17 protein-coding genes are annotated in these 19,610 nt (G+C 34.6%); 12 read left to right on the forward strand and 5 right to left on the reverse strand.

Annotation, left to right across the window (positions count from 1 at the left end; all coding sequences use genetic code 11):
• Window positions 1-148: 148 nt before the first annotated feature.
• The 6 genes from arcD to hcp all read left to right on the forward strand — a co-directional run bounded on the left by arcD (window position 149) and on the right by hcp (window position 8,078).
• Entirely contained in the window at window positions 149-1,576 is a 1,428-nt protein-coding gene (gene arcD, locus M014_RS0126090; RefSeq protein WP_026594321.1) for an arginine-ornithine antiporter, read from the forward strand.
• A 94-nt stretch (window positions 1,577-1,670) separates the two neighbouring features.
• Window positions 1,671-1,934: a hypothetical protein gene (locus M014_RS0126095; protein WP_026594322.1), complete on the forward strand. Its 264-nt coding sequence runs from the start codon at window positions 1,671-1,673 to the stop codon at window positions 1,932-1,934.
• Between the two features lie 105 nt (window positions 1,935-2,039).
• A complete protein-coding gene (locus M014_RS0126100; RefSeq protein WP_026594323.1) occupies window positions 2,040-3,851 on the forward strand; it encodes an McrB family protein in 1,812 nt (603 codons plus the stop codon).
• On the forward strand, window positions 3,841-5,691 hold the full coding sequence (locus M014_RS0126105; protein ID WP_026594324.1) for a hypothetical protein: 1,851 nt from the start codon (window positions 3,841-3,843) through the stop codon (window positions 5,689-5,691). The genes M014_RS0126100 and M014_RS0126105 overlap by 11 nt, the downstream gene beginning before the upstream one ends.
• Window positions 5,692-6,089: 398 nt before the next feature.
• Entirely contained in the window at window positions 6,090-6,686 is a 597-nt protein-coding gene (locus M014_RS0126110) for a hypothetical protein (protein ID WP_026594325.1), read from the forward strand.
• Between the two features lie 105 nt (window positions 6,687-6,791).
• On the forward strand, window positions 6,792-8,078 hold the full coding sequence (hcp, locus tag M014_RS0126115; protein WP_026594326.1) for a hydroxylamine reductase: 1,287 nt from the start codon (window positions 6,792-6,794) through the stop codon (window positions 8,076-8,078).
• A gap of 160 nt (window positions 8,079-8,238) precedes the next feature.
• On the opposite strand, the gene M014_RS0126120 is transcribed toward hcp, so the two are convergent.
• A complete protein-coding gene (locus M014_RS0126120; protein ID WP_026594327.1) occupies window positions 8,239-8,727 on the reverse strand; it encodes a chromosome segregation protein in 489 nt (162 codons plus the stop codon).
• Window positions 8,728-9,111: 384 nt separating this feature from the next.
• Between M014_RS0126120 and M014_RS0126125 the strand changes: the two genes are divergently transcribed.
• Window positions 9,112-10,446, forward strand: a complete 1,335-nt coding sequence (locus tag M014_RS0126125; RefSeq protein ID WP_035415785.1) for a hemolysin family protein — start codon at window positions 9,112-9,114, stop codon at window positions 10,444-10,446.
• Between the two features lie 57 nt (window positions 10,447-10,503).
• Here the strand turns inward: M014_RS0126125 and M014_RS0126130 are convergent, their stop codons facing one another.
• Window positions 10,504-10,896, reverse strand: coding sequence for a YueI family protein (locus M014_RS0126130; RefSeq protein ID WP_026594329.1), 393 nt, complete (start codon window positions 10,894-10,896; stop codon window positions 10,504-10,506).
• 178 nt (window positions 10,897-11,074) lie between these two features.
• Here M014_RS0126130 and M014_RS0126135 point away from each other — a divergent pair, with 178 nt between their 5' ends.
• On the forward strand, window positions 11,075-12,208 hold the full coding sequence (locus M014_RS0126135) for a BA2291 family sporulation histidine kinase (RefSeq protein WP_090689179.1): 1,134 nt from the start codon (window positions 11,075-11,077) through the stop codon (window positions 12,206-12,208).
• Between the two features lie 40 nt (window positions 12,209-12,248).
• On the opposite strand, the gene M014_RS0126140 is transcribed toward M014_RS0126135, so the two are convergent.
• Entirely contained in the window at window positions 12,249-12,998 is a 750-nt protein-coding gene (locus M014_RS0126140) for a DUF4397 domain-containing protein (RefSeq protein ID WP_026594331.1), read from the reverse strand.
• Between the two features lie 251 nt (window positions 12,999-13,249).
• Between M014_RS0126140 and M014_RS27515 the strand changes: the two genes are divergently transcribed.
• Window positions 13,250-13,387 carry a YjcZ family sporulation protein gene (locus M014_RS27515; RefSeq protein ID WP_035415787.1) on the forward strand — a complete coding sequence of 46 codons (138 nt, stop codon included), beginning with the start codon at window positions 13,250-13,252 and terminating at the stop codon, window positions 13,385-13,387.
• Between the two features lie 513 nt (window positions 13,388-13,900).
• On the opposite strand, the gene M014_RS0126150 is transcribed toward M014_RS27515, so the two are convergent.
• Together M014_RS0126150 and M014_RS0126155 are read right to left on the reverse strand one after the other, a co-directional pair.
• Window positions 13,901-15,004, reverse strand: coding sequence for an ABC transporter ATP-binding protein (locus tag M014_RS0126150; RefSeq protein WP_026594332.1), 1,104 nt, complete (start codon window positions 15,002-15,004; stop codon window positions 13,901-13,903).
• A gap of 102 nt (window positions 15,005-15,106) precedes the next feature.
• Window positions 15,107-15,970: a PucR family transcriptional regulator gene (locus M014_RS0126155; RefSeq protein ID WP_026594333.1), complete on the reverse strand. Its 864-nt coding sequence runs from the start codon at window positions 15,968-15,970 to the stop codon at window positions 15,107-15,109.
• Between the two features lie 971 nt (window positions 15,971-16,941).
• Here M014_RS0126155 and M014_RS0126160 point away from each other — a divergent pair.
• From M014_RS0126160 to M014_RS0126170, 3 genes are read left to right on the forward strand one after another with little or no spacing between them, the layout of a single operon-like run.
• Complete coding sequence (locus M014_RS0126160) at window positions 16,942-18,252, forward strand: aspartate aminotransferase family protein (RefSeq protein ID WP_026594334.1); 1,311 nt, start codon at window positions 16,942-16,944, stop codon at window positions 18,250-18,252.
• Window positions 18,249-18,947: a CoA transferase subunit A gene (locus tag M014_RS0126165; protein WP_026594335.1), complete on the forward strand. Its 699-nt coding sequence runs from the start codon at window positions 18,249-18,251 to the stop codon at window positions 18,945-18,947. The genes M014_RS0126160 and M014_RS0126165 overlap by 4 nt, the downstream gene beginning before the upstream one ends.
• Window positions 18,932-19,594, forward strand: a complete 663-nt coding sequence (locus M014_RS0126170) for a CoA transferase subunit B (RefSeq protein WP_026594336.1) — start codon at window positions 18,932-18,934, stop codon at window positions 19,592-19,594. The genes M014_RS0126165 and M014_RS0126170 overlap by 16 nt, the downstream gene beginning before the upstream one ends.
• Window positions 19,595-19,610: the final 16 nt, after the last annotated feature.

Consider the following 19,610-nt stretch of genomic DNA (forward strand, 5'->3'; position numbering starts at 1 on the left):
GCATACTTATACATTTTTTCAAAAAAGTATTCCCTTTTTGCTGATTTTCTTTTAGAATAAGTAATGTTTTCCTGAAAAAATATAATAGAAACGTCTATTAGAGAAAAAGGTGACTTTAATAGTTGAATGGATAAACATAACACCTAGAATGACAGATGGGGTGGTACCAATAGAAAAGAAATTAGGATTTTTTCCATTAATTGCATTAGTAGTAGGAACAATGGTTGGCGGGGGTGTTTTTAGTTTACCGCATGATTTAGCAGTAGGCGCAAATAGTGGCGCAACGATAATTGGATGGTGTATTACGGCAATGGGAATGATTCCGCTTGCACTTGTATACCAAACGTTAGCAAAACAAAAACCAGAACTTGAAGGTGGGATTTATAGTTATGCACGTGCAGGGTTTGGTGAATATGTCGGTTTTAATAGTGCATGGGGCTACTGGCTTGCAGGGATTTTAGGAAACGTAGCTACGATTATGTTATTGTTTAGTACACTTGGATATTTTTTCCCTATTTTTAAAGGAGGAAACAACGTTGCATCCATCGTTGGTGCATCTCTATTATTATGGACACTTCACTTCCTTATTTTAATTGGAATTCGTGAAGCGTCTATTATGAACTTTATTGCAACAATTGGAAAACTTGTTCCGATTTTATTATTTATTGTCGTTATGATTACAGCGTTTCGCTGGGATACATTTACACATGATTTTTGGGGAGAGGGAAGTATTTCTATTTCTTCTGTCCTTGGTCAAGTGAAAAATACGATGCTTGTTACACTTTGGGTATTTATTGGTGTAGAAGGGGCAGTCGTATTATCTGGAAGGGCAAAAAACAGCAGGGATGTTGGAAAAGCAACGGTTGTTGGATTGATTTTAGTTATGTCCATCTATATTTTAATTTCAGTTCTTTCCATGGGAGCTATGACAAGACAAGAGCTTTCCGTGCTAGAAACGCCGTCAATGGGCCATGTATTAGAGCATGTTGTTGGACCATGGGGTGCAATTGCAATTAATATCGGATTGGTTGCTTCACTTATTGGGACATTAATTGGTTGGTTCTTACTCGTTTCTGAAATTTCACACGTAGCAGGGAAAGATGGCGTATTTCCAAAAGTATTTACGAAGACAAATAAAAAGCAGACACCACATGTTGCATTATGGATTTCAAATGGTGTGGCACAGACTTTGTTTATTATTGTATTGTTTTCGGAATCAACGTATCAAATGATGTATTTTATCGCATCTACATCTATTTTACTTCCGTACTTATTATCAGCACTTTATCAGTTGAAATTAGTTGTAACGAAGGAATTGAAAAGGGCAAGGCTGAAAAATGGAGTACTGGCTTTAATTGCCGCATTATACTCTGTATGGCTGATTTATGCAGCAGGTTTAAAAAACTTATTACTTGTCTCAATCGTATATGGTATTGGACTTGTTGTTTATGTGTTTGCTCGAAAGGAAAAAGGAAATCGCTGTTTTTCTGGCATGGAGAGATATGTCATGGTTGTAATCGTGATTGCAGCGGCAGTATCGCTTTATATGCTTGTAACAGGTAATATAGAAATGTAAAAAAGTCCTTCTGAAGGACTTTTTTCTTTGTATACAAGGAATTTTAGTTTATTTACAGAATATCTAATATATAAGATGTTTAGGAGGGATGAGAATGGAAGAAAAAGAGCAGCTGTTAAGAATTGTGGAATTAGCAAGTGATTTACGAAAAGTATTAGTGCAAGAATCATTTTTTAATCATCATCCCGAACTACGTGGAGTAATTGAGAATTTAGCTAGTTCTGTTGAGACCTTAGCAAGCCTGCAGCAGAATAAAGATGAAAATGCGGAGGATAAATTACGATACGTACTTGCTAAAATGAAAATTTCTTACAATGCGATTATGCAGGAGAAAAAAGCTTTTCCTTCTCAAATATAAATTTTATTTTTTATAACCTGACGGAGTACGTCGGGTTTTTTTGTTTCTAGTTTTCATTTGCAGTTCATACAATAAAAATAGTATGAAAAAAAGAAGGTGAGTATAGTGAAGCTACATAAAGCTCTCCACCCAAGTTTTATAAAACGGATGTATCATATGAGGTTTCTTGGGAAATTTGTTGAAAGTCAGGAGGAGAATAAAGATACTTTTTCTGTACAATGTCTTTCACAAATCCCATCTGTTTTGAAATCACAATTTGAAAATGAAACGTATTTGTTTGAAGGGCTATATGCCAACAAAAAAAATGAGAGAATATTTGCGGATTTAAAGAAAAAAGGGTTAGAAAGACAAATAGTATTGTTTCGACTTTATTATGAAAGAGGGCATTTGTACGTTGAATTAATATGTACAGAGCAACGGGAAATTGCGAATGCATATAAAATCATCCCATCGCCAAGATTAGCCGGGTATAAAAAGAGAGAGTCGTTAGAGCGAAAACTAGGGAATGGATTTTTATCTTTTCTTATTCCTAAATTTCCACACGACTTTGAAGTACCACAGTTGTTATGGTGTGAAGGAAGATTATATGGGAATTTATCTTTAAAATCATCCATTAGTTCAATCGCGTATTGCGAACAAAAAAAAGAATGTAAATATATCGAAATGGATGATTGGACCAAATATATAGAAGTGAAAGCGGATGATCATTTGTATTTTGTTCGAGAAAATATGTATGATCAGCTTCTAAAGAAAATTCTAGAAGAGGGAAAAAAGGTGGAAGTAGTGGACATAAAAGTGCAAAAAGAAGAAACAGAATGGAATGAGCGTGAATCTACATTTATACAATATGTACAGGATGTCATCAATAATAAAGACTTGTATTTAGATGCAACGGATATTTTTAATTTTCATATTAGTGTAAAAACAAATCTATTAACAATTCTTGCTGGAATCCCAGGAATCGGAAAATCACGTTTGGTGCAGGCATATGCAGAAGCATTAGGATTAACATATGGGGAAGAATTGTTATGGATTCCGATTTCTCCATCTTATCAAGAACCACACGATATACTAGGCTATCTTCATCCAAATGGAACATATATCGAGAGTGAAACGAAATTAATTCGAACATTATTAAAAGCGAATGAGAATCCGAATCAACTTTATATGATTGTATTTGATGAAATGAATATGTCACATATTGAGCATTGGTTTACACCATTTTTATCTATTCTTCAATTAGAAAAGAAAAATCGTATTCTTTCTTTATATGAGGAACGGACTGGGATAGAGAATGAAGTTCCATCCAAAATTGAAATTGGTGAAAATATTATTTTTATCGGGACTGTGAATTTTGATGAAACAACGAAAGAGTTATCGGATCGCTTATTAGATCGGGCAAATCTCATTACGCTTCAAAAAATTCCATTTTGTGAAATAAATCTGCAGCAAAATAAAGGGACACAAATTCCGCCCTTACAAGTGACAACCGGAGAATTTCGTCTAAATTGGTTACGAAATAAAGAGATGATGGATGTGTTTTCGGAAGAAGAATTAGAGTTATTAGATAAATTACATGATTTAATATCATCACATGACGCATCGAAAGGCGTTTCTTTTCGATGTGCTGCTGCGATTGCAACTTATTTGCAAAACATTCCCCAAAAAGATACTCAATCATATATGATTAGCCGAGAAGAAGGTTTTGATTTACAAGTGAAACAACGTATTTTAACAAAATTACGAGGTACGGAGGTGACAATTGGTTCACTTCTTCGTGATGATGAGAAAAAAGGACGATCGTTAGTAGCGTTATTACAATCTCCACTTGCAAATTGTGTCTCCGCATTCGAACATTCTCTAGCTTATATAAGGCAAAAACGGCGTGAATTGGAGTTGTATGGGTATGCAAAATGAGGAGCAGCACGAGACGGAAATTGTAGACACAAATGATAAGCTCCCGTTTGTATTAAAATTAATTATTGGAACAGAGGGAAAGGGAGACTTTGTATTTCTGAATCGCCTTTGTAAATACACGACAACAATGACACATTGTGTTTATAAAGTACAAGAATTAAAAGCATTACGTTTGATGTTACATTATCAAAAACCAGTCCGTGTCACTTTTGTATGGAATAAAGTGTATGAAGGGCAAAAGGGTAAGAAAGAATGGCAATATGAATTGCATGAAAAAAAACAAAAAGTATTATTATATGAACATGGAAAAACAGACTTTTTTTATCCATGGCGCTGCGGCTTGTATCATTTCGAGGTGCAAGTGGAAGAAGATGTATATTATGGAGCGTTTCAAATTGTCCCCAAAAATTTTTTGGATGATCAATTTGAAATGATTCAAAATTATGTAAAATCAATTTTAAGTGAAATTATGTTAGACCGTGGTTATTATAAAAAGACATTTTCAACACTAATTGATATTGAAGATTCTTCTTATTTAATGTTACTTCGCATGCTACCACAAAAAATGAAAAAAATAAAACAGCTATATAAAAAAGTTGAAGAGAACACGAAGTATATAGATAGATATGATTGGGAGGTACGAGAACGAAAAGCAACGATGAAAAGTGTAATAATGAGGGAGAAAAAGCTTACTGCTAAGTATTATAATCGTAGATTTATCGAACAAACAAATAGTTTAGAGAATGCCTTTCTAAAATTTACAACGAAACAATTTTATCAATATTTGCTTGAAGCTCAGGCTTTCTTACACAAAACAATTGAAATACTAGAAGGAACAATACAGACCAAAAAAGAGGAATTCCAATCTGTGAAAATAATTATGCATACTATTGAAAGAAATGGATCTGTAACGGACAGGGAGAAGCAAAAATATCGAAATATTCATTTGTTAAAAGAGGCAGACTTGCGGAAAGCATCTGTGAAAATACAAGAGTATAAAATTTTAAATCATATTGTACACCAAGCTATACTGTACTTTCAAAATTTGTTGAATTCTTCATTTTGGAGAGGGATTTCTGAAAAAACAAATATAACTATGCATGCTTTACCTGTTACACATCGGCAATTATTATATCATTTAGAATTTCTACCACGTTATAATCAACAATCTCCAGCATTATTATTTGTTTATAAACCAACATTTTTAGTGTATGAGTATTATGCATTTTTCATCATCATTTCTATATTGCAACAATTAAAATTTAAAGATGATATTCCACTTCTCGAACAAATTCAAACTTATTTTTACTTAGATGGTTTACAAGACGGTACGACAATTGTTTTAAATCGTGAAAATATCCAAATACATGTAGCGTTTAATGACCTTATTGAAACACATCCACTCATTGCACTTAGTAAAGGTAGCCATTTTTATAATGGAGAGGACACGAAAAAACCAGACATTCGTTTAGATTGTTATGTGAAACAAGGAGAGCGCTATGAGTACCAGTCTTCTATTATTATTGAAGTGAAATATAGCCCCATGTTTAATATTTTTCAGCCCGTAGGCAATACAAAAGCAACAGAACAGATGTATAAATATTGGTCTATTAAATATGTAGAAGAACAGGATGGAAAACATATTTTTCACCGAAGGGCGATCCATGAAGTGATTTGTGTATACCCAGGCAGTCATATGCATGGGAAGAAAATAGAAGCAGGTTGCGGAATCTTTCTGCAATTATATCCATATAAAACAAAGCAAGGAGAAGAAAAATTAGCTGGAAATCATGGTCTTGTGCAAATTTTTGAGAAATGGCTAAAAACGGTAGTAACATAAAAAGACGGCATTGAAAAAGGGATTATTTTGAAAAAATAACGTGCATTGTCTCGGTATGTTGAAAAAATAAAGGGGTTCGTCGCCTGTAATAGTGGGTAATGGGCTCCTATTTCTTATAAAGTGGACTTTTTATGTAGGTGAAGTGAATTTGTGTATTTTATATGAAATGTTAAACATACACTTTATAAGTAAAGAGAGTCTAGCATAAATATAAAGCATCTTTTATTCTTGTAAAAATTTTTTATAAGTCTAAAACTTGAATAGGAGAAGATTTTATTTTATAGAATATGTAATGAAGTAGTGAATAGTTTTAGGTTGCATACGAAGGTTTGTTCTTATATGATAGATAGTGAAAGCGTTATCAAAAATTAGAACGGCGATGGGAAAGGCGGGGAAATATGTTCCAGCGTGTTCAAACAAAGGAAGAACATTTTTGGTTCGAGCAACTGTGGGGAGATTTTTGTGAAGAGAGAGATTTAATGTTTGTAGAGCGTAATTTAAATCCATCACGATTTTTATTAATAGAAGGCGGGCAATATATCGGTACAGTAGAATGTATTCGATATACGACACCTGAACAATCTAATTCTGAGTTTTTTTATCCATTTTCTAAAAATGAGTTGGTGAAAGGATTAAAAAATGTTTATGAAATTGGAAAGTTAAGCATTGCGAAAACGTCGCGTGGAAGAGGGCATTTCAAAAGGTTAACAGCTATTTTATTTATACATGCTTTGGAAATGAAAGCTGAGTGGTATATTGCTGTTGTTACAAAAAGAATGTATATGTATTTACTTACACTAGGGTTTCCAATTGAACCGATTGATGACCCATTTCCTTTTCATGATGCATTACAGGGGGTGCCTGTTCGAATTCATGCTCGAAAAGGAGTAACGCATTTGTATTCTTTAAAAGAATTTCGGGATATTATTCAAGGGAATGCTCATGCACAGGCATTAATCAAAGAAAACAGTAAAAACATTATGTTAACAAGGTGAAGTGTCACAAATTTTTACAAATTATTGTGATTGATATCACATCCTTTTTTCTTCATGTATATTACGCTTTAGTTGTAATGATTGATTAGGAGAGGGTGGGATGATATGTTTTGCTATCAATGTGAACAAACGCCAACAGGCGGATGTAAAGTAATGGGTGTTTGCGGGAAGAATGAAACAATTGCGAGTTTACAAGATACAATTGTGTTTGGATTAAAAGGAATTGCGGCTTATCGTACCCATGCTGCACAGCTTGGGTATACAGATCAGTTTGTGGACGCTACGACTCATGAAGCGTTATATATGACATTAACAAATTCTAACTTTAATGAACAAGAACATATTGATATGGCTATGAAAGTTGGGAAATCAGCTTTACGGATAATGGAACTGTTAGATGAGGCACATACGAATTATTTTGGTGTTCCAGAGCCTGTTCAAATTACACAAAACCGTGTAGAAGGTAAGGCAATTGTTGTTACTGGCCATAATCTATTTGCATTAGAGGAATTATTAAGGCAAACAGAAGGAAAAGGAATTAATATTTATACTCATTCGGAAATGCTACCAGCGCATGGGTATCCACAGCTAAAAAAATATAAACATTTAAAAGGAAATATTGGTAAGGCATGGTATGATCAGCGACGCCTCTTTGAAAAGTTTACTGGTGCAATATTGGCTACAACGAACTGTGTTATGCCAATTAAAGGATCGTATTCTGATCGCTTCTTTTCATATGATATTGCAGGCCTTGAGGGTGTACAGAAAATTGAAAATGATGATTTTGCACCATTGATTCATAAAGCGCTAGAACTTCCAGAAGTACATATGGAGTCGGATGAACAGCTGGTAACAGGTTTTCATCATAATACAGTATTATCATTAGCACCAGAAATCATTCAGGCGGTAAGAGAAGGGAAAATTAAGCGTTTCTTTGTTATCGCAGGTTGTGATGCACCAGGTAAAGGTGGAGAGTACTATCGTGAATTAGCAATGTCACTTCCGCAAGAAACAGTTATATTAACGACATCGTGCGGGAAATTCCGCTTTAATGATGTGAATTATGGTGTTGTGCCAGGTACGGAAATTCCACGTTACATTGACTTAGGGCAATGTAATAATTCTATATCTACAATAAAAATAGCAGCTGCTTTAGCTGATGCTTTTCAATGTGAAGTGAATGAATTGCCAGTTAGTATTGTTTTATCGTGGTTTGAACAAAAAGCGGTTGCGATTTTACTTGGGTTATTTAGTCTCGGGATTCAAGATATTCGTATTGGACCAAAGGCACCTGAATTTATTTCACCTGGTGTGCTTGATGTATTACAAGAAACGTTTGGTTTAAAACTTATTACAACTGCAGCAGAAGATATGAATATGATGTTATCGTAACAAAAAGGATGTCTTGTAATGAGACATCCTTTTTGTATAAAGTGAACTTTCCATCAGTGGAGCGCTTTATTCTTCGCACCGATAAGAATAAGTAAAAAAGCGCATGAAAATTGACCGGGGGGAGTCAATTTTCATGCGCGAACACACGATTGGGAAAGAACTAAAATCCGAATATACTTAAAATCATTTTACGACGTTTCGGCTTTTCTTCTCGTTCATATGTTGGCGTGATATCAGGTGTAATGTATATTTGTTCTTTTTTCTCAAGGGCAGCTTCTAATTTTTGAATTCTATCCATCATTTCTTCCATTTCTCTGCGATGTTGTAGCAATTGGTAATTGACGACATCATCTGCTTTATCATGCAGTTGTTCTTCTATACGATTTAAACGGTGTGTAATTGTATTTAATTGTGTAACAAGTTGATCAAAATCAATTGATGGTTCTACTTGTGAAATGGTAGCTGGGGATGAAGGTTGTTCTATTTGAGAACGATGAAACTCTAACATTGTATCTAAGTCGTCTTGAGTAAAAATAAAATGACCGTATTTGTTTTTTTCTATGTTGAGATTCAATTGTTGTGCAATCCGAACCACTGCCTTTGGGCTAACACCTAACTTTTTCGCAATAATGGGTGTTTTATATTCCAAGGTAAATCCCTCCTATATATATCCTGTTGAATGATTTCGAGGTACTAAGCCTCTTCCCTGCATGGATGACAAAAGAAGTGAGGAATCGGCAAAGAAAGTGTTTTTTCACGAAAATTAGTTTTTTAACATATAAATATTTCTAAAAAGAGAAAAAAATGTCTCTTTTTAGAAATTACTCCTGTTTGACGGAAAGAAGATAATTAGATTATCATAAATATAAATATCCTCTTTATGTATGCATATAATGTATAAAAAGGTGATAGCGAATGTAGAAACTTGTAAGATGATAAGAAGAGCTTTTTCGTTTGAATAAATTTAGTAGGAGGTGGCTTCCTTGCTTACAGGGTAAGTAAGGAAACGTATTTGGACATATATAGTATAAGTATGGTGATTGTTTTGATTGCCTTAACTGCATTTTTCGTTGCGGCTGAATTTGCAATTGTGAAAGTAAGAAGTTCACGCATCGATTTTTTAATTGCAGAAGGGAATAAACGTGCAGCTTCTGTGAAAACAGTCATTACAAACTTAGACGAGTATTTATCAGCTTGTCAATTAGGGATTACAGTTACAGCTCTTGGACTTGGATGGTTAGGAAAACCGGCGATAAAGCACATGTTTGACTCGCTTTTTGCAAGATGGGAAGTGCCTCCCCAGGTTGCTGATGTTTTAGCTGTGACTCTAGTGTTTATGTTCATTACTTTTTTCCATGTTGTTGTGGGAGAATTAGCACCCAAAACATTGGCAATTCAAAAAGCAGAACAAGTGAGCTTACTTGTTGTGAAACCGCTTATTTTCTTTTATCGAATTGCTTTTCCATTCATATGGCTTTTAAATGGTTCAGCTCGATATGTAACAAAAATATTCGGTTTACAGACTGCAAAAGAGCACGAGGGAGTCCATTCAGAAGAAGAATTACGGTTATTAGTGTCAGAAAGCTATAAGAATGGAGAAATTAATCAATCTGAATTTAAATATGTAAATAAAATTTTTGAATTTGATGATCGTATTGCAAAAGAAATTATGGTCCCGCGGACAGAAATGCACATTTTAGATAAAGATATGTCTGTTAAAGAAGCATTGCAAAAAATGTCCAATGAGAAATATACAAGATACCCAGTTGTTGATGGGGATAAGGATCATGTTATTGGTTTTGTAAACTTTAAAGATATTTTCACAGATTTTGTGAAACATGGTGCTTTTAGTAAAGAAACAGTGCAGCAGTATATTCGCCCCATTATACTTGTCATTGAATCGATAGCAGTTCATGATTTATTTCTAAAAATGCAACGAGAGCGTACACATATTGCTATATTAATTGATGAATATGGTGGGACATCAGGTCTTGTAACGGTTGAAGATATATTAGAGGAAATTGTTGGTGATATTCAAGATGAATTTGATATAGATGAAAAACCAGAAATTCAACATATTAGTGAAACGAAAACAATTCTTGAAGGAAAAGTACTTGTTAGCGAAGTAAATACATTATTAGGTTTATCAATTGATGATGATGACGTTGATACAATAGGTGGATGGATTTTAACAAAGCACTTAGAAATCTCAGAAGGTGACATTGTTGAAATTGAAGATTATAATTTTTGTGTTAAGGAATTGGATGGTCACTACATTAAGCAAATAGAAGTGACAAAGCGAGTAGTTCCCATTCTAATTTCAGAAACCGAGCAGCCAATATCATTACAGGAACAGGTAAGTTCTTAAAAAATACCAAAAGGTACACTTGCTGTTTAAGCAAGTGTACCTTTTGGTTATAGTGTATTATTCCATCTCTTGTTTAAAAATAGTATCTTCAACATAAATTTGTTCTTTATCTACCGCTGTACTGTGTGCAAGAACTAAACCAATTGGTGTATGTGTACCTTTATTTTGAACGATTGTAAAAGGTACATTTTTTTCGTTTGCTAATTTAATGTATTTTGATAAATGTGGGTAAGAGATGCTGCCGTTTACAAATAACTGTAATGATTGAGAAGTGCGCATACTGTTAGCTACTTCAGTATAAACGTTGCTTTGCATCACTTGACCGATCGTTAAAGCGATTTCTACACGCTCACGCAATGTGTTTAAGTACATATTGCGTTCTTCTGGTTTGTTTTGCTTTTGGCCATGAATGCCTTCTTGGAGATAATCATCCACATTTTTATTTACCATATTTTTCACACCTTTCATATCTTATTGTACGCAAGAAATGAAAAGTATGCAAAAAAAGTCATTTCAAATACCATATTCAAATTAACTTTATCAACAGAAATTAACAAAATGTGACAACAATCTCTTAACGAAATCTGTTTTTTGTGTTAATATTCAAAATATATAGGGTATTCGTCGCATGGAAATGGAGGAAATGGGGGTTTTTCCAATCGATAAGGATATTAAAGAAGTATTTTGTTCGCACTTGAAAAACAATAGGCATCAATTCGTAGAGAACTGGAAAAACAAAATGATAATCTCCGAAGAAGATCCATTTAAACAAGAAGTAACACGAAACGGTGAGAATGTATTAGAGTTAATTGTCGAACTTATTATGGAAGAAAGGGATATAACTCTTCTACAACCGTTATGTGAAAAAATGGCAATTGAGCGGGCGGGGGCAGACGCAAATATTGGAGATTTTGTTTATAACGCGAATGTAGGAAGAAATGAACTATTTGAAGCAATGTGCGAATTAGATGTAAAGGCTCGTGAGCTAAAACCAATTATAACAAAAATACATACTTGTTTTGACAGATTGATTTATTATACGGTTTTAAAATATTCGGAAATTATATCGAGAAATTTAGAAGAAAAACAGCAATATATAAATGAAACACATAAAGAAAGGTTGACGATTTTAGGACAAATGTCAGCTAGTTTTGTTCATGAGTTTCGAAATCCATTAACCTCAATTATGGGGTTTGTGAAATTATTGAAATTAGATCATCCGAATTTATCATATTTGGATATTATTTCACATGAATTGGATCAATTAAATTTTCGTATTTCGCAATTTTTACTCGTTTCAAAAAAAGAAATGTGGAATGAGTCTGAGCGATTTTGGCTAAATGATTTGTTTCATGAAATTATTCATTTCTTATATCCAAGTTTAGTTAATACGAATGTTTCAATTGAAAAAAACTTACCGTATCCTATTTCATTTATGGGATACCGTAGTGAAGTGAGACAAGTTTTTCTAAATATTTTAATGAACTCAATCGATGCTCTCGAAGTGATTAAAGAAAATCGTAAAATTATTATCGATGTATGTGAAGAGGAAGAAAGGATTCATATCGTTATTAAAAATAATGGCCCAATGATCCCAGCAGAAAGTATTGAAACGATTTTTGAACCATTTGTCACGACAAAGAAATTAGGAACGGGTATCGGTTTATTTGTATGTAAACAAATTGTTGAGAAGCATAATGGATTAATTACATGTCACTCTAATACAGAATGGACAGAATTTCAAATTTCATTTCAAAAGTAAAGAGAAAAAATTCTACACCAACGGGGATGGTGTAGAATTTCTAATTTGTAAGAATCACTGCTTCTAACTTTGGAGATTGATTCGAATAGCCTACTAATGAGAATGTATAAATTGTGTTTGGCTCTACTTTGACATCTGGAATGGTTATAAGAACCTCTTTAGTATCAGCAAGAGAGATCTCAATATCAGCTGTTCCAGGGCTCACCTGTAAATAATCTGTTATTTGTTTAAATAAGACATTTTCAAATAAATGATCCCCACCTTTTATAGATATGTGAACAGCAGGAGTATCAGGTGAAAAATGTGAAAACCTTATTTTTGCTTGACCAGATTGTAAAGGTGTATTATCAAGCATTGGTTGCAATTGTATATGTGTATCAGTACTAATTGCTGCAAGCGTATAGGAGTGGTTGCCCATCATAGGAACAAGTGCTGAGAAAATAGGTGTTTCGCTACCAACAGGAACAAGATCAACTCGGTACTGCCCTTGAGCTAAAGACAAATAAGGGCTGTATTGTTTGAAAGAAATGTTTTTAATTACCTTCTGTCCGTTTACTAAAAAATCAATAGCTGGTGTATGAGGAGAAGCGTGAAATATTCTCATATAGGATGGCAATGTTGCCTCTTGAGAATCACGTTTTTCATACGCATATACGAGTTTGGTAATCGCACTATGATATTTCATATATAATTCCATGTATTTTTTGGGATTGGTATATTGATAGTAACGAGCAAGTTGTTCATACAGGACTGCTTCTTGTCCATATTTTTCAATTTCAGGTTGAGCCATGTAAATTCCTCCTTTTTTATCACTATCACTATATGCATTTCGGAAACGAGCTTATGCAACAAAAATGATTCGGAAAATGAAAACGGGACCGGATGTTGTATGTGATGTCATACATTTTACGCATATAAAAATCTCTAGCTGAGCTAGGGATTTTTTGATTTATAGGCAAACGCACATACAAAGTGATAGTTGGCCTACATAATTTATTAAGGAAAATTAATTTTTAAGTGGCGGAGGGAGTGAAACAAATTATGTGGGGATATGGATATCCTGGTAGTTACTGTGGATACGGTTATGGCGGCGGAGGTTGCGGTACAGGTTCTGGATTTGCGTTGGTTGTTGTATTATTTATTTTACTAATCATTATTGGGGCATGTTGGGTTCGATAATCACCGATAAAGGGCGTCATGCTGAACTGGTTAATGATCGTTAATCGGTTCCTTCTTTTTTATTTTCATATAAACTCGTAGTTCAAATATCAGTTGGAACACGAGGTCTTGCGACATTTTAACACAAAAGAATAAATGTAGAAGTTGCAGTGGGATAAACTAACGATGGTAAAGGTTACCAGAAGCTGTGAAATTAATTGTTAAATATGTACTTAAAAATTTGAAATTACATTGAATGGAAGTATGTGTAAGATTACATAAGGTTGTATCTATGTTGCACATTAGGGTAGAGCCTTACTGCTCGCGAATAACGAGATAAAGAAGGGATAGCTAAAAAAGTTAATGGAAATGAAACATAAGAGGAGCGTTAGGTGTTTGCAATAAAAAATGAAAAGGATTAAATATAATACTTGTAAAAAAATAAAATATCAAAAAGAATCTTCCTGCCCTTTCTTAGGTAAATCGTACAGAAAGGACAGGAAGAAAAATGGTTTATACTATAATCAAATATATCTATTGATTTTGTATACGTTGTTCTGTATCAACATCGAAAAAGTGTGCTTTCGTTAAACTAAAAGCTAATGGAAGCTTATCGGTAGCTTTAATTTCTGAACGAGCGTTGATTCGTGCAACAAAGTTTTGACTTGCAAGTTTTCCATGAATCATCGTCTCAGCACCTAATAATTCAGCGACTTCAACTGTAATTTCGACAGTTGATTCAGGAGAAGATTGAAGAACAATTGGTTCATCATGAATGTCTTCGGGACGAATACCGAGTATGATTTCTTTTCCATTATATCCTTTTTTCTTTAATGATTTTAGTTGGCCATCTGGTATTCTAAAACGAATGTTTTCGATATGAAAATAGTTATCTTTTAATGTTCCAGTAAAGAAATTCATAGCTGGAGAACCAATGAATCCACCAACAAAAATGTTTTCAGGAGCATCATATACTTCTTTTGGCGTACCAACTTGCTGGATGACACCATCTTTCATAACAACAAGGCGTGATGCCATTGTCATTGCTTCTGTTTGATCATGTGTTACATAGATAGTAGTCGTGTTTAACCGGCGATGAAGTTTAGAGATTTCAGAACGCATACTTACGCGCAATTTTGCGTCTAAATTGGATAGAGGTTCATCCATTAAAAACACTTTTGCGTCACGAACGATAGCTCTTCCCAATGCAACACGTTGGCGTTGTCCACCTGATAATGCCTTTGGTTTTCGTTTTAAGTAATCTTCAAGTCCTAAGACTTTCGCAGCCTCTGTTACGCGGCGATTAATTTCATCTTTTGGAAGTTTGCGTAGTTTCAAGCCAAACGCCATATTATCATAAACAGACATATGTGGGTATAGTGCGTAATTTTGAAATACCATCGCAATGTCGCGATCTTTTGGCGCAACATCATTCATACGTTCTCCATCAATATAAAATGAACCATCAGAAATGTCTTCTAGACCCGCAATCATACGTAGAGTTGTTGATTTTCCGCATCCAGAAGGACCGACAAATACGATAAACTCTTTATCTTCAATATGTAAATTAAAGTCAGAAACAGCAGTTGTTTTATTATCATAAACTTTAAAAATATGATCCAATACAAGTTCTGCCAAGATTACTCACTCCTTTTTTTGAATTAATTGAATTATAAGTTTTTTTAAGAGTGTAGGTAAATTGGCAGGTTGCACAAAAAAATGATAGGTTTTTATGCAAGTTTATGAGATGCCTAAAGAAAGAAATGCCATATAAACTGCTACAGCGCCTTCAAATGTTTTGATATTAATTCCCGTTTTCTCAATGAATTTATCAATTCGATACTGCAAGGTATTGCGATGCAAATATAATTGTTTCGCTGCAAGTGATACATTTAAATTACATTGGAAGAATACTTTAACACTATCGATTAGCTCTTTGTCATTTAAAATGTGTGCTAATAATTGATACGTGTACTTTTCTCTTTCTTCTTTTGGTAATGAGATTAGTAATTGATAGGGGAGTAGTTGTTCAATGTGTGTAATTTTATTGGATAAATAGGGAGAAAGAAAAGAAAATAAATTTCGCTCCCATTGATACAGACGAGCAATTTCATTTGTTTGCGTATAGTGTCTTCCAATAAAGAAGGATAGAGATATAAAAAAATCTGCTTCTAATGTATCAAGGGCTATTTGTAATATAGATTCCGATATATCTTCTTCTAAGACGAGAACGCCTGCTTGAGAAGTTTCCCATATCGTTGTAGTGGAGAAAGAAAACATGGATTCTAAAGCATCTTGAAACTCTTCTCTTTCTACTATAGATTGATTTGTGAAAAAATGTAAGAAACGAACAGACACGATAGGAATATCCTTATTTTGATATAACGCTTCATACCAAGACTTTTCTTTTTCTGTTTTATACATTGTATCAGTATGAATGGGTGTTAAGATTGATGAAAGTAATTGACATTCCTTTTGGTGTAAGCGGGATTTACGAATCCCTACTTTGTTTCCTTCAAATAAAAACCACCTATACTCTTCAGACAATACGGCTTCATTAATCTTTATATCTTTACCGTAATATGTTTTTAATTGTTGAATCATAGGAACACTCCTTTTCTTTTTATGAGATAAATAGAATTATATTATTCAGCTATGAATAAAAACGCCTGTAAATTTTGAAAAGAATCAGAAAATTGATCGCAGAAGAAAAAATTGTAATGGAATACTCCATAACAAATGGTAATGACAACATGATATCATGTTTTAATGTGTTATTTATATAACAATATATCATGGAGAAGAATGTAGTTGCGGTGAGAAAGGGTGTTAAGTGGTGTGTAGTTCACTCCCAAATTCATTATTATTGAGGTCGTGATCACTGAACAAGGTGAATTATTTTTGAAACAACTTGAAGAAAGGTTGTAACACGCGGTGATGAACATCTATCAAAAAAGATAAATATTGTTCTAGCAGCGTTACACAATCATGTTGGGAGAGTGCTATAGATGGAGGTGCTCTGTAAGAGGAGAAACCTCATACAGAGGATTAGCAAATTTGTTTTTTCTCAGTAAAAAATATTTTGTAAAATGCAATAAAAGCATGTTTTTTAATAGAAATAAATAGATGACGAAAATTTAAAAAATAAATATATGAAAGAAACCTCCTATGATTGAGTAATCATAGGAGGTTTCTTTTTGAAAAATTTGTCTAATTTTGTTGAAAAATATGACGGCTAAACTAAATAAATAGGAAGGAAATTGACGGGAGTTTCGTCGAAGTTTACACAATGTCAGCAATTGAGCGAAGCTGATGGTATGGTGAAAAAATAATTAGGTAGTATATTTTTTAGGCATGTTTTTTATAGGGGGGAGGATTTTTTAAGAAGGATAAAAGGTTAGTCTTTTGTTGTGTTTCTGAATTTTCATTTTTTTTATTTTAATTTTTAGCAATCATTTGTATATTTTATAATAGTTTTTTGATAAATTCACTGCGCTTGCAGAGGATTCTTTTTTATGAAAGAAACGTCAATTTTCTTCATATATATATACAAATTGGAGAAATGGGGGAGCGCTATGCGCGATTACTTAATTAAGCCACTTGTTGGTCAGCCGTATCCAATGATTTCACATGGAAAAGGTGTGTACTTGTATGATCAAAATGGTAACAAATATTTTGATGGTTCGTCAGGAGCGATTACGGCAGGTATCGGACATGGCGTAACAGAGATTGCGGAAGTGATTAGAAAGCAGGCAGAGGAGATTGCTTTTGTGTATCGCTCACAGTTTACGAGCGAACCAGCTGAGAAGTTAGCAAAGAAGTTAAGCGATTTAAGTGTAGGAGATTTAAACTGGAGTTTCTTTGTGAATAGTGGTACGGAAGCAAATGAAACGGCTATGAAAATTGCGATTCAACATTTTCAAGAGCGCGGTATTCAAGGAAAACATAAAATTTTGTCACGCTGGATGAGTTATCATGGTATTACAATGGGAGCTTTATCAATGTCGGGGCATCCACTTCGTCGTCAGCGATTTGTATCTATTTTAGAAGATTACCCAACTGTACCAGCACCATATTGTTTCCGTTGTCCGGTGCAGAAAGTATATCCGACGTGTCAGCTTTCTTGCGCGACTGAGCTAGAACGAGCAATTGAGCGAATTGGTGCAGAACATATTGCGGCTTTTATAGCGGAACCGATTATTGGCGCGGCAGGCGGTGCAATTGTACCACCGAAAGAATATTATAAGGTCATTAAAGATATTTGCAGTCATTATGATATTTTATTGATTGCTGATGAAGTTATGACAGGTCTTGGACGTACTGGATCTTGGTTTGCGATGGAGCACTGGGGTGTGGAGCCGGACATCATGACGCTAGGAAAGGGACTAGGTGCTGGTTATACACCGATGGCCGCGACGGTTGTGAGTGACCGTGTGATGGAACCGATTTTAAGAGGGTCACGCTCTGTGATGAGCGGGCATACGCTTAGTGCCAATCCATTGTCAGCTGCGACAGCTTTAGCGGTTATTGAATATATGGAGAAACATAACCTGCCTGAGAAAACAGCAGAAAAAGGAGAATATTTAATAAAAGGTTTGCAAAAAGTTCAGCAGCAATCAACAATTATTGCAGATGTGCGCGGAAAAGGATTCTTGATTGGAGTAGAATTGCAACCGTTTACAAAAGCGTCTGAACTCATTTCAGTCGCGGCGAAAAATGGACTTCTTTTATATCAAGCTGTATCAGGGCAAGCAGGAAAAGAGGATAGTGCGTTGCTTATTGCACCGCCGATGACAACTACATATTCCGAGTTAGATGAATTACTTGAGATTTTTGCGAAAAGTGTGGAAGAGATGATGCAAAAAGGAGGTCACAGTGTCGTATGACAACCATTACAAATACATTTGGAAAATTAAAAGAAATTGAAGACGTTATCTCGCTATTTCATGATGATATGACGTTAATGTTTGGGGGATTTGGCGGAATTGGCTCTCCTCCATCATTAATACAGGCTATTGTAGATAAAGAAATTTCAAATTTACATTTAATCGGAAATGATACAGGGTTTCCAGATGTAGGGATTGGCCGCCTTGTAACAAAAGAGCGAGTAAAATCATTAATTACTTCACATATTGGTTCAAATCCAAATGCAGGAAGACAGTTAAATGAGGGGCGATTACATATTGAGTTTTCACCTCAGGGAACGCTAGCAGAAAGGATTCGCGCTGGTGGTGTTGGACTTGGCGGGATTCTTGTCGATGTCGGCGTAGATACGATTGTGGAGGAAGGAAAGCGAACAATTGAGATGAACGGAAAAACATATTTAGCGGAAACAGCTTTAACTGCAGAGGTATCGATTGTATATGCGAAGAAGGCGGATCCGTTTGGGAATCTTGTGTTTGATAAAAGTGCTCGTAACATGAATCCGCACGTTGCGATGGCTGGAGATATTACAATTGTTGAGGCAGAAGAAATCGTACCACTTGGGAGTTTAGATCCTGAGGAAATTGTTGTTCCAGGTGTTTTTGTAGATTATATTGTACCGTCGGAAGGAGTGAATTGGAAATGGGTATGGGAGTAGAAGTAAGAGATAAGATTGCAAGGCGTGCTGCGAAAGAGATTCAAAATGGAATGATTGTTAATTTAGGGATTGGTATTCCTTCTCTTGTACCTAACCATTTACCAGAAGATATACATGTTATGTTCCATGCGGAAAACGGCATCGTTGGAATGGGGCCAACGCCAAGTAAAGGAAATGAAGATGAAAATTTGTGTAATGCGGCTGGATTGCCGACGTCACTCATTACAGGAGCAAGTTATTTTGATAGCTGCACAGCATTTGGAATGATTAGAAAAGGCTTGCTTGATGTGACAATACTTGGTTCACTGCAAGTAAGTGAAAAAGGAGATTTAGCAAATTGGATTGTTCCGGGGAAACGGGTTCCTGGTATTGGCGGAGCGATGGATTTAGCGCAAAAAGCAAAACGGGTTGTTGTTGTGATGAATCACGTTGATAAGTATGGAAATGCAAAAGTTGTTTCAGAATGTACGCTTCCATTAACGTCGAAAAAGTGCGTGGATTTAATTATTACAGATATGGCTGTAATAGAAGTTACATCTGAAGGATTAATACTACAAGAGCTAATGAGTCCTTATACAGTTGAGGATGTAAAACAAAATACGGAGGCATCTTTTCATGTGAGTTCTAATTTACTTGTGATTGAATGAGGGGGAGCTAACAAAT

Origin of the sequence: Bacillus sp. UNC437CL72CviS29 (genome assembly GCF_000482345.1) — a bacterium.
Classification (GTDB): Bacteria; Bacillota; Bacilli; order Bacillales; family Bacillaceae_G; genus Bacillus_A; species Bacillus_A arachidis.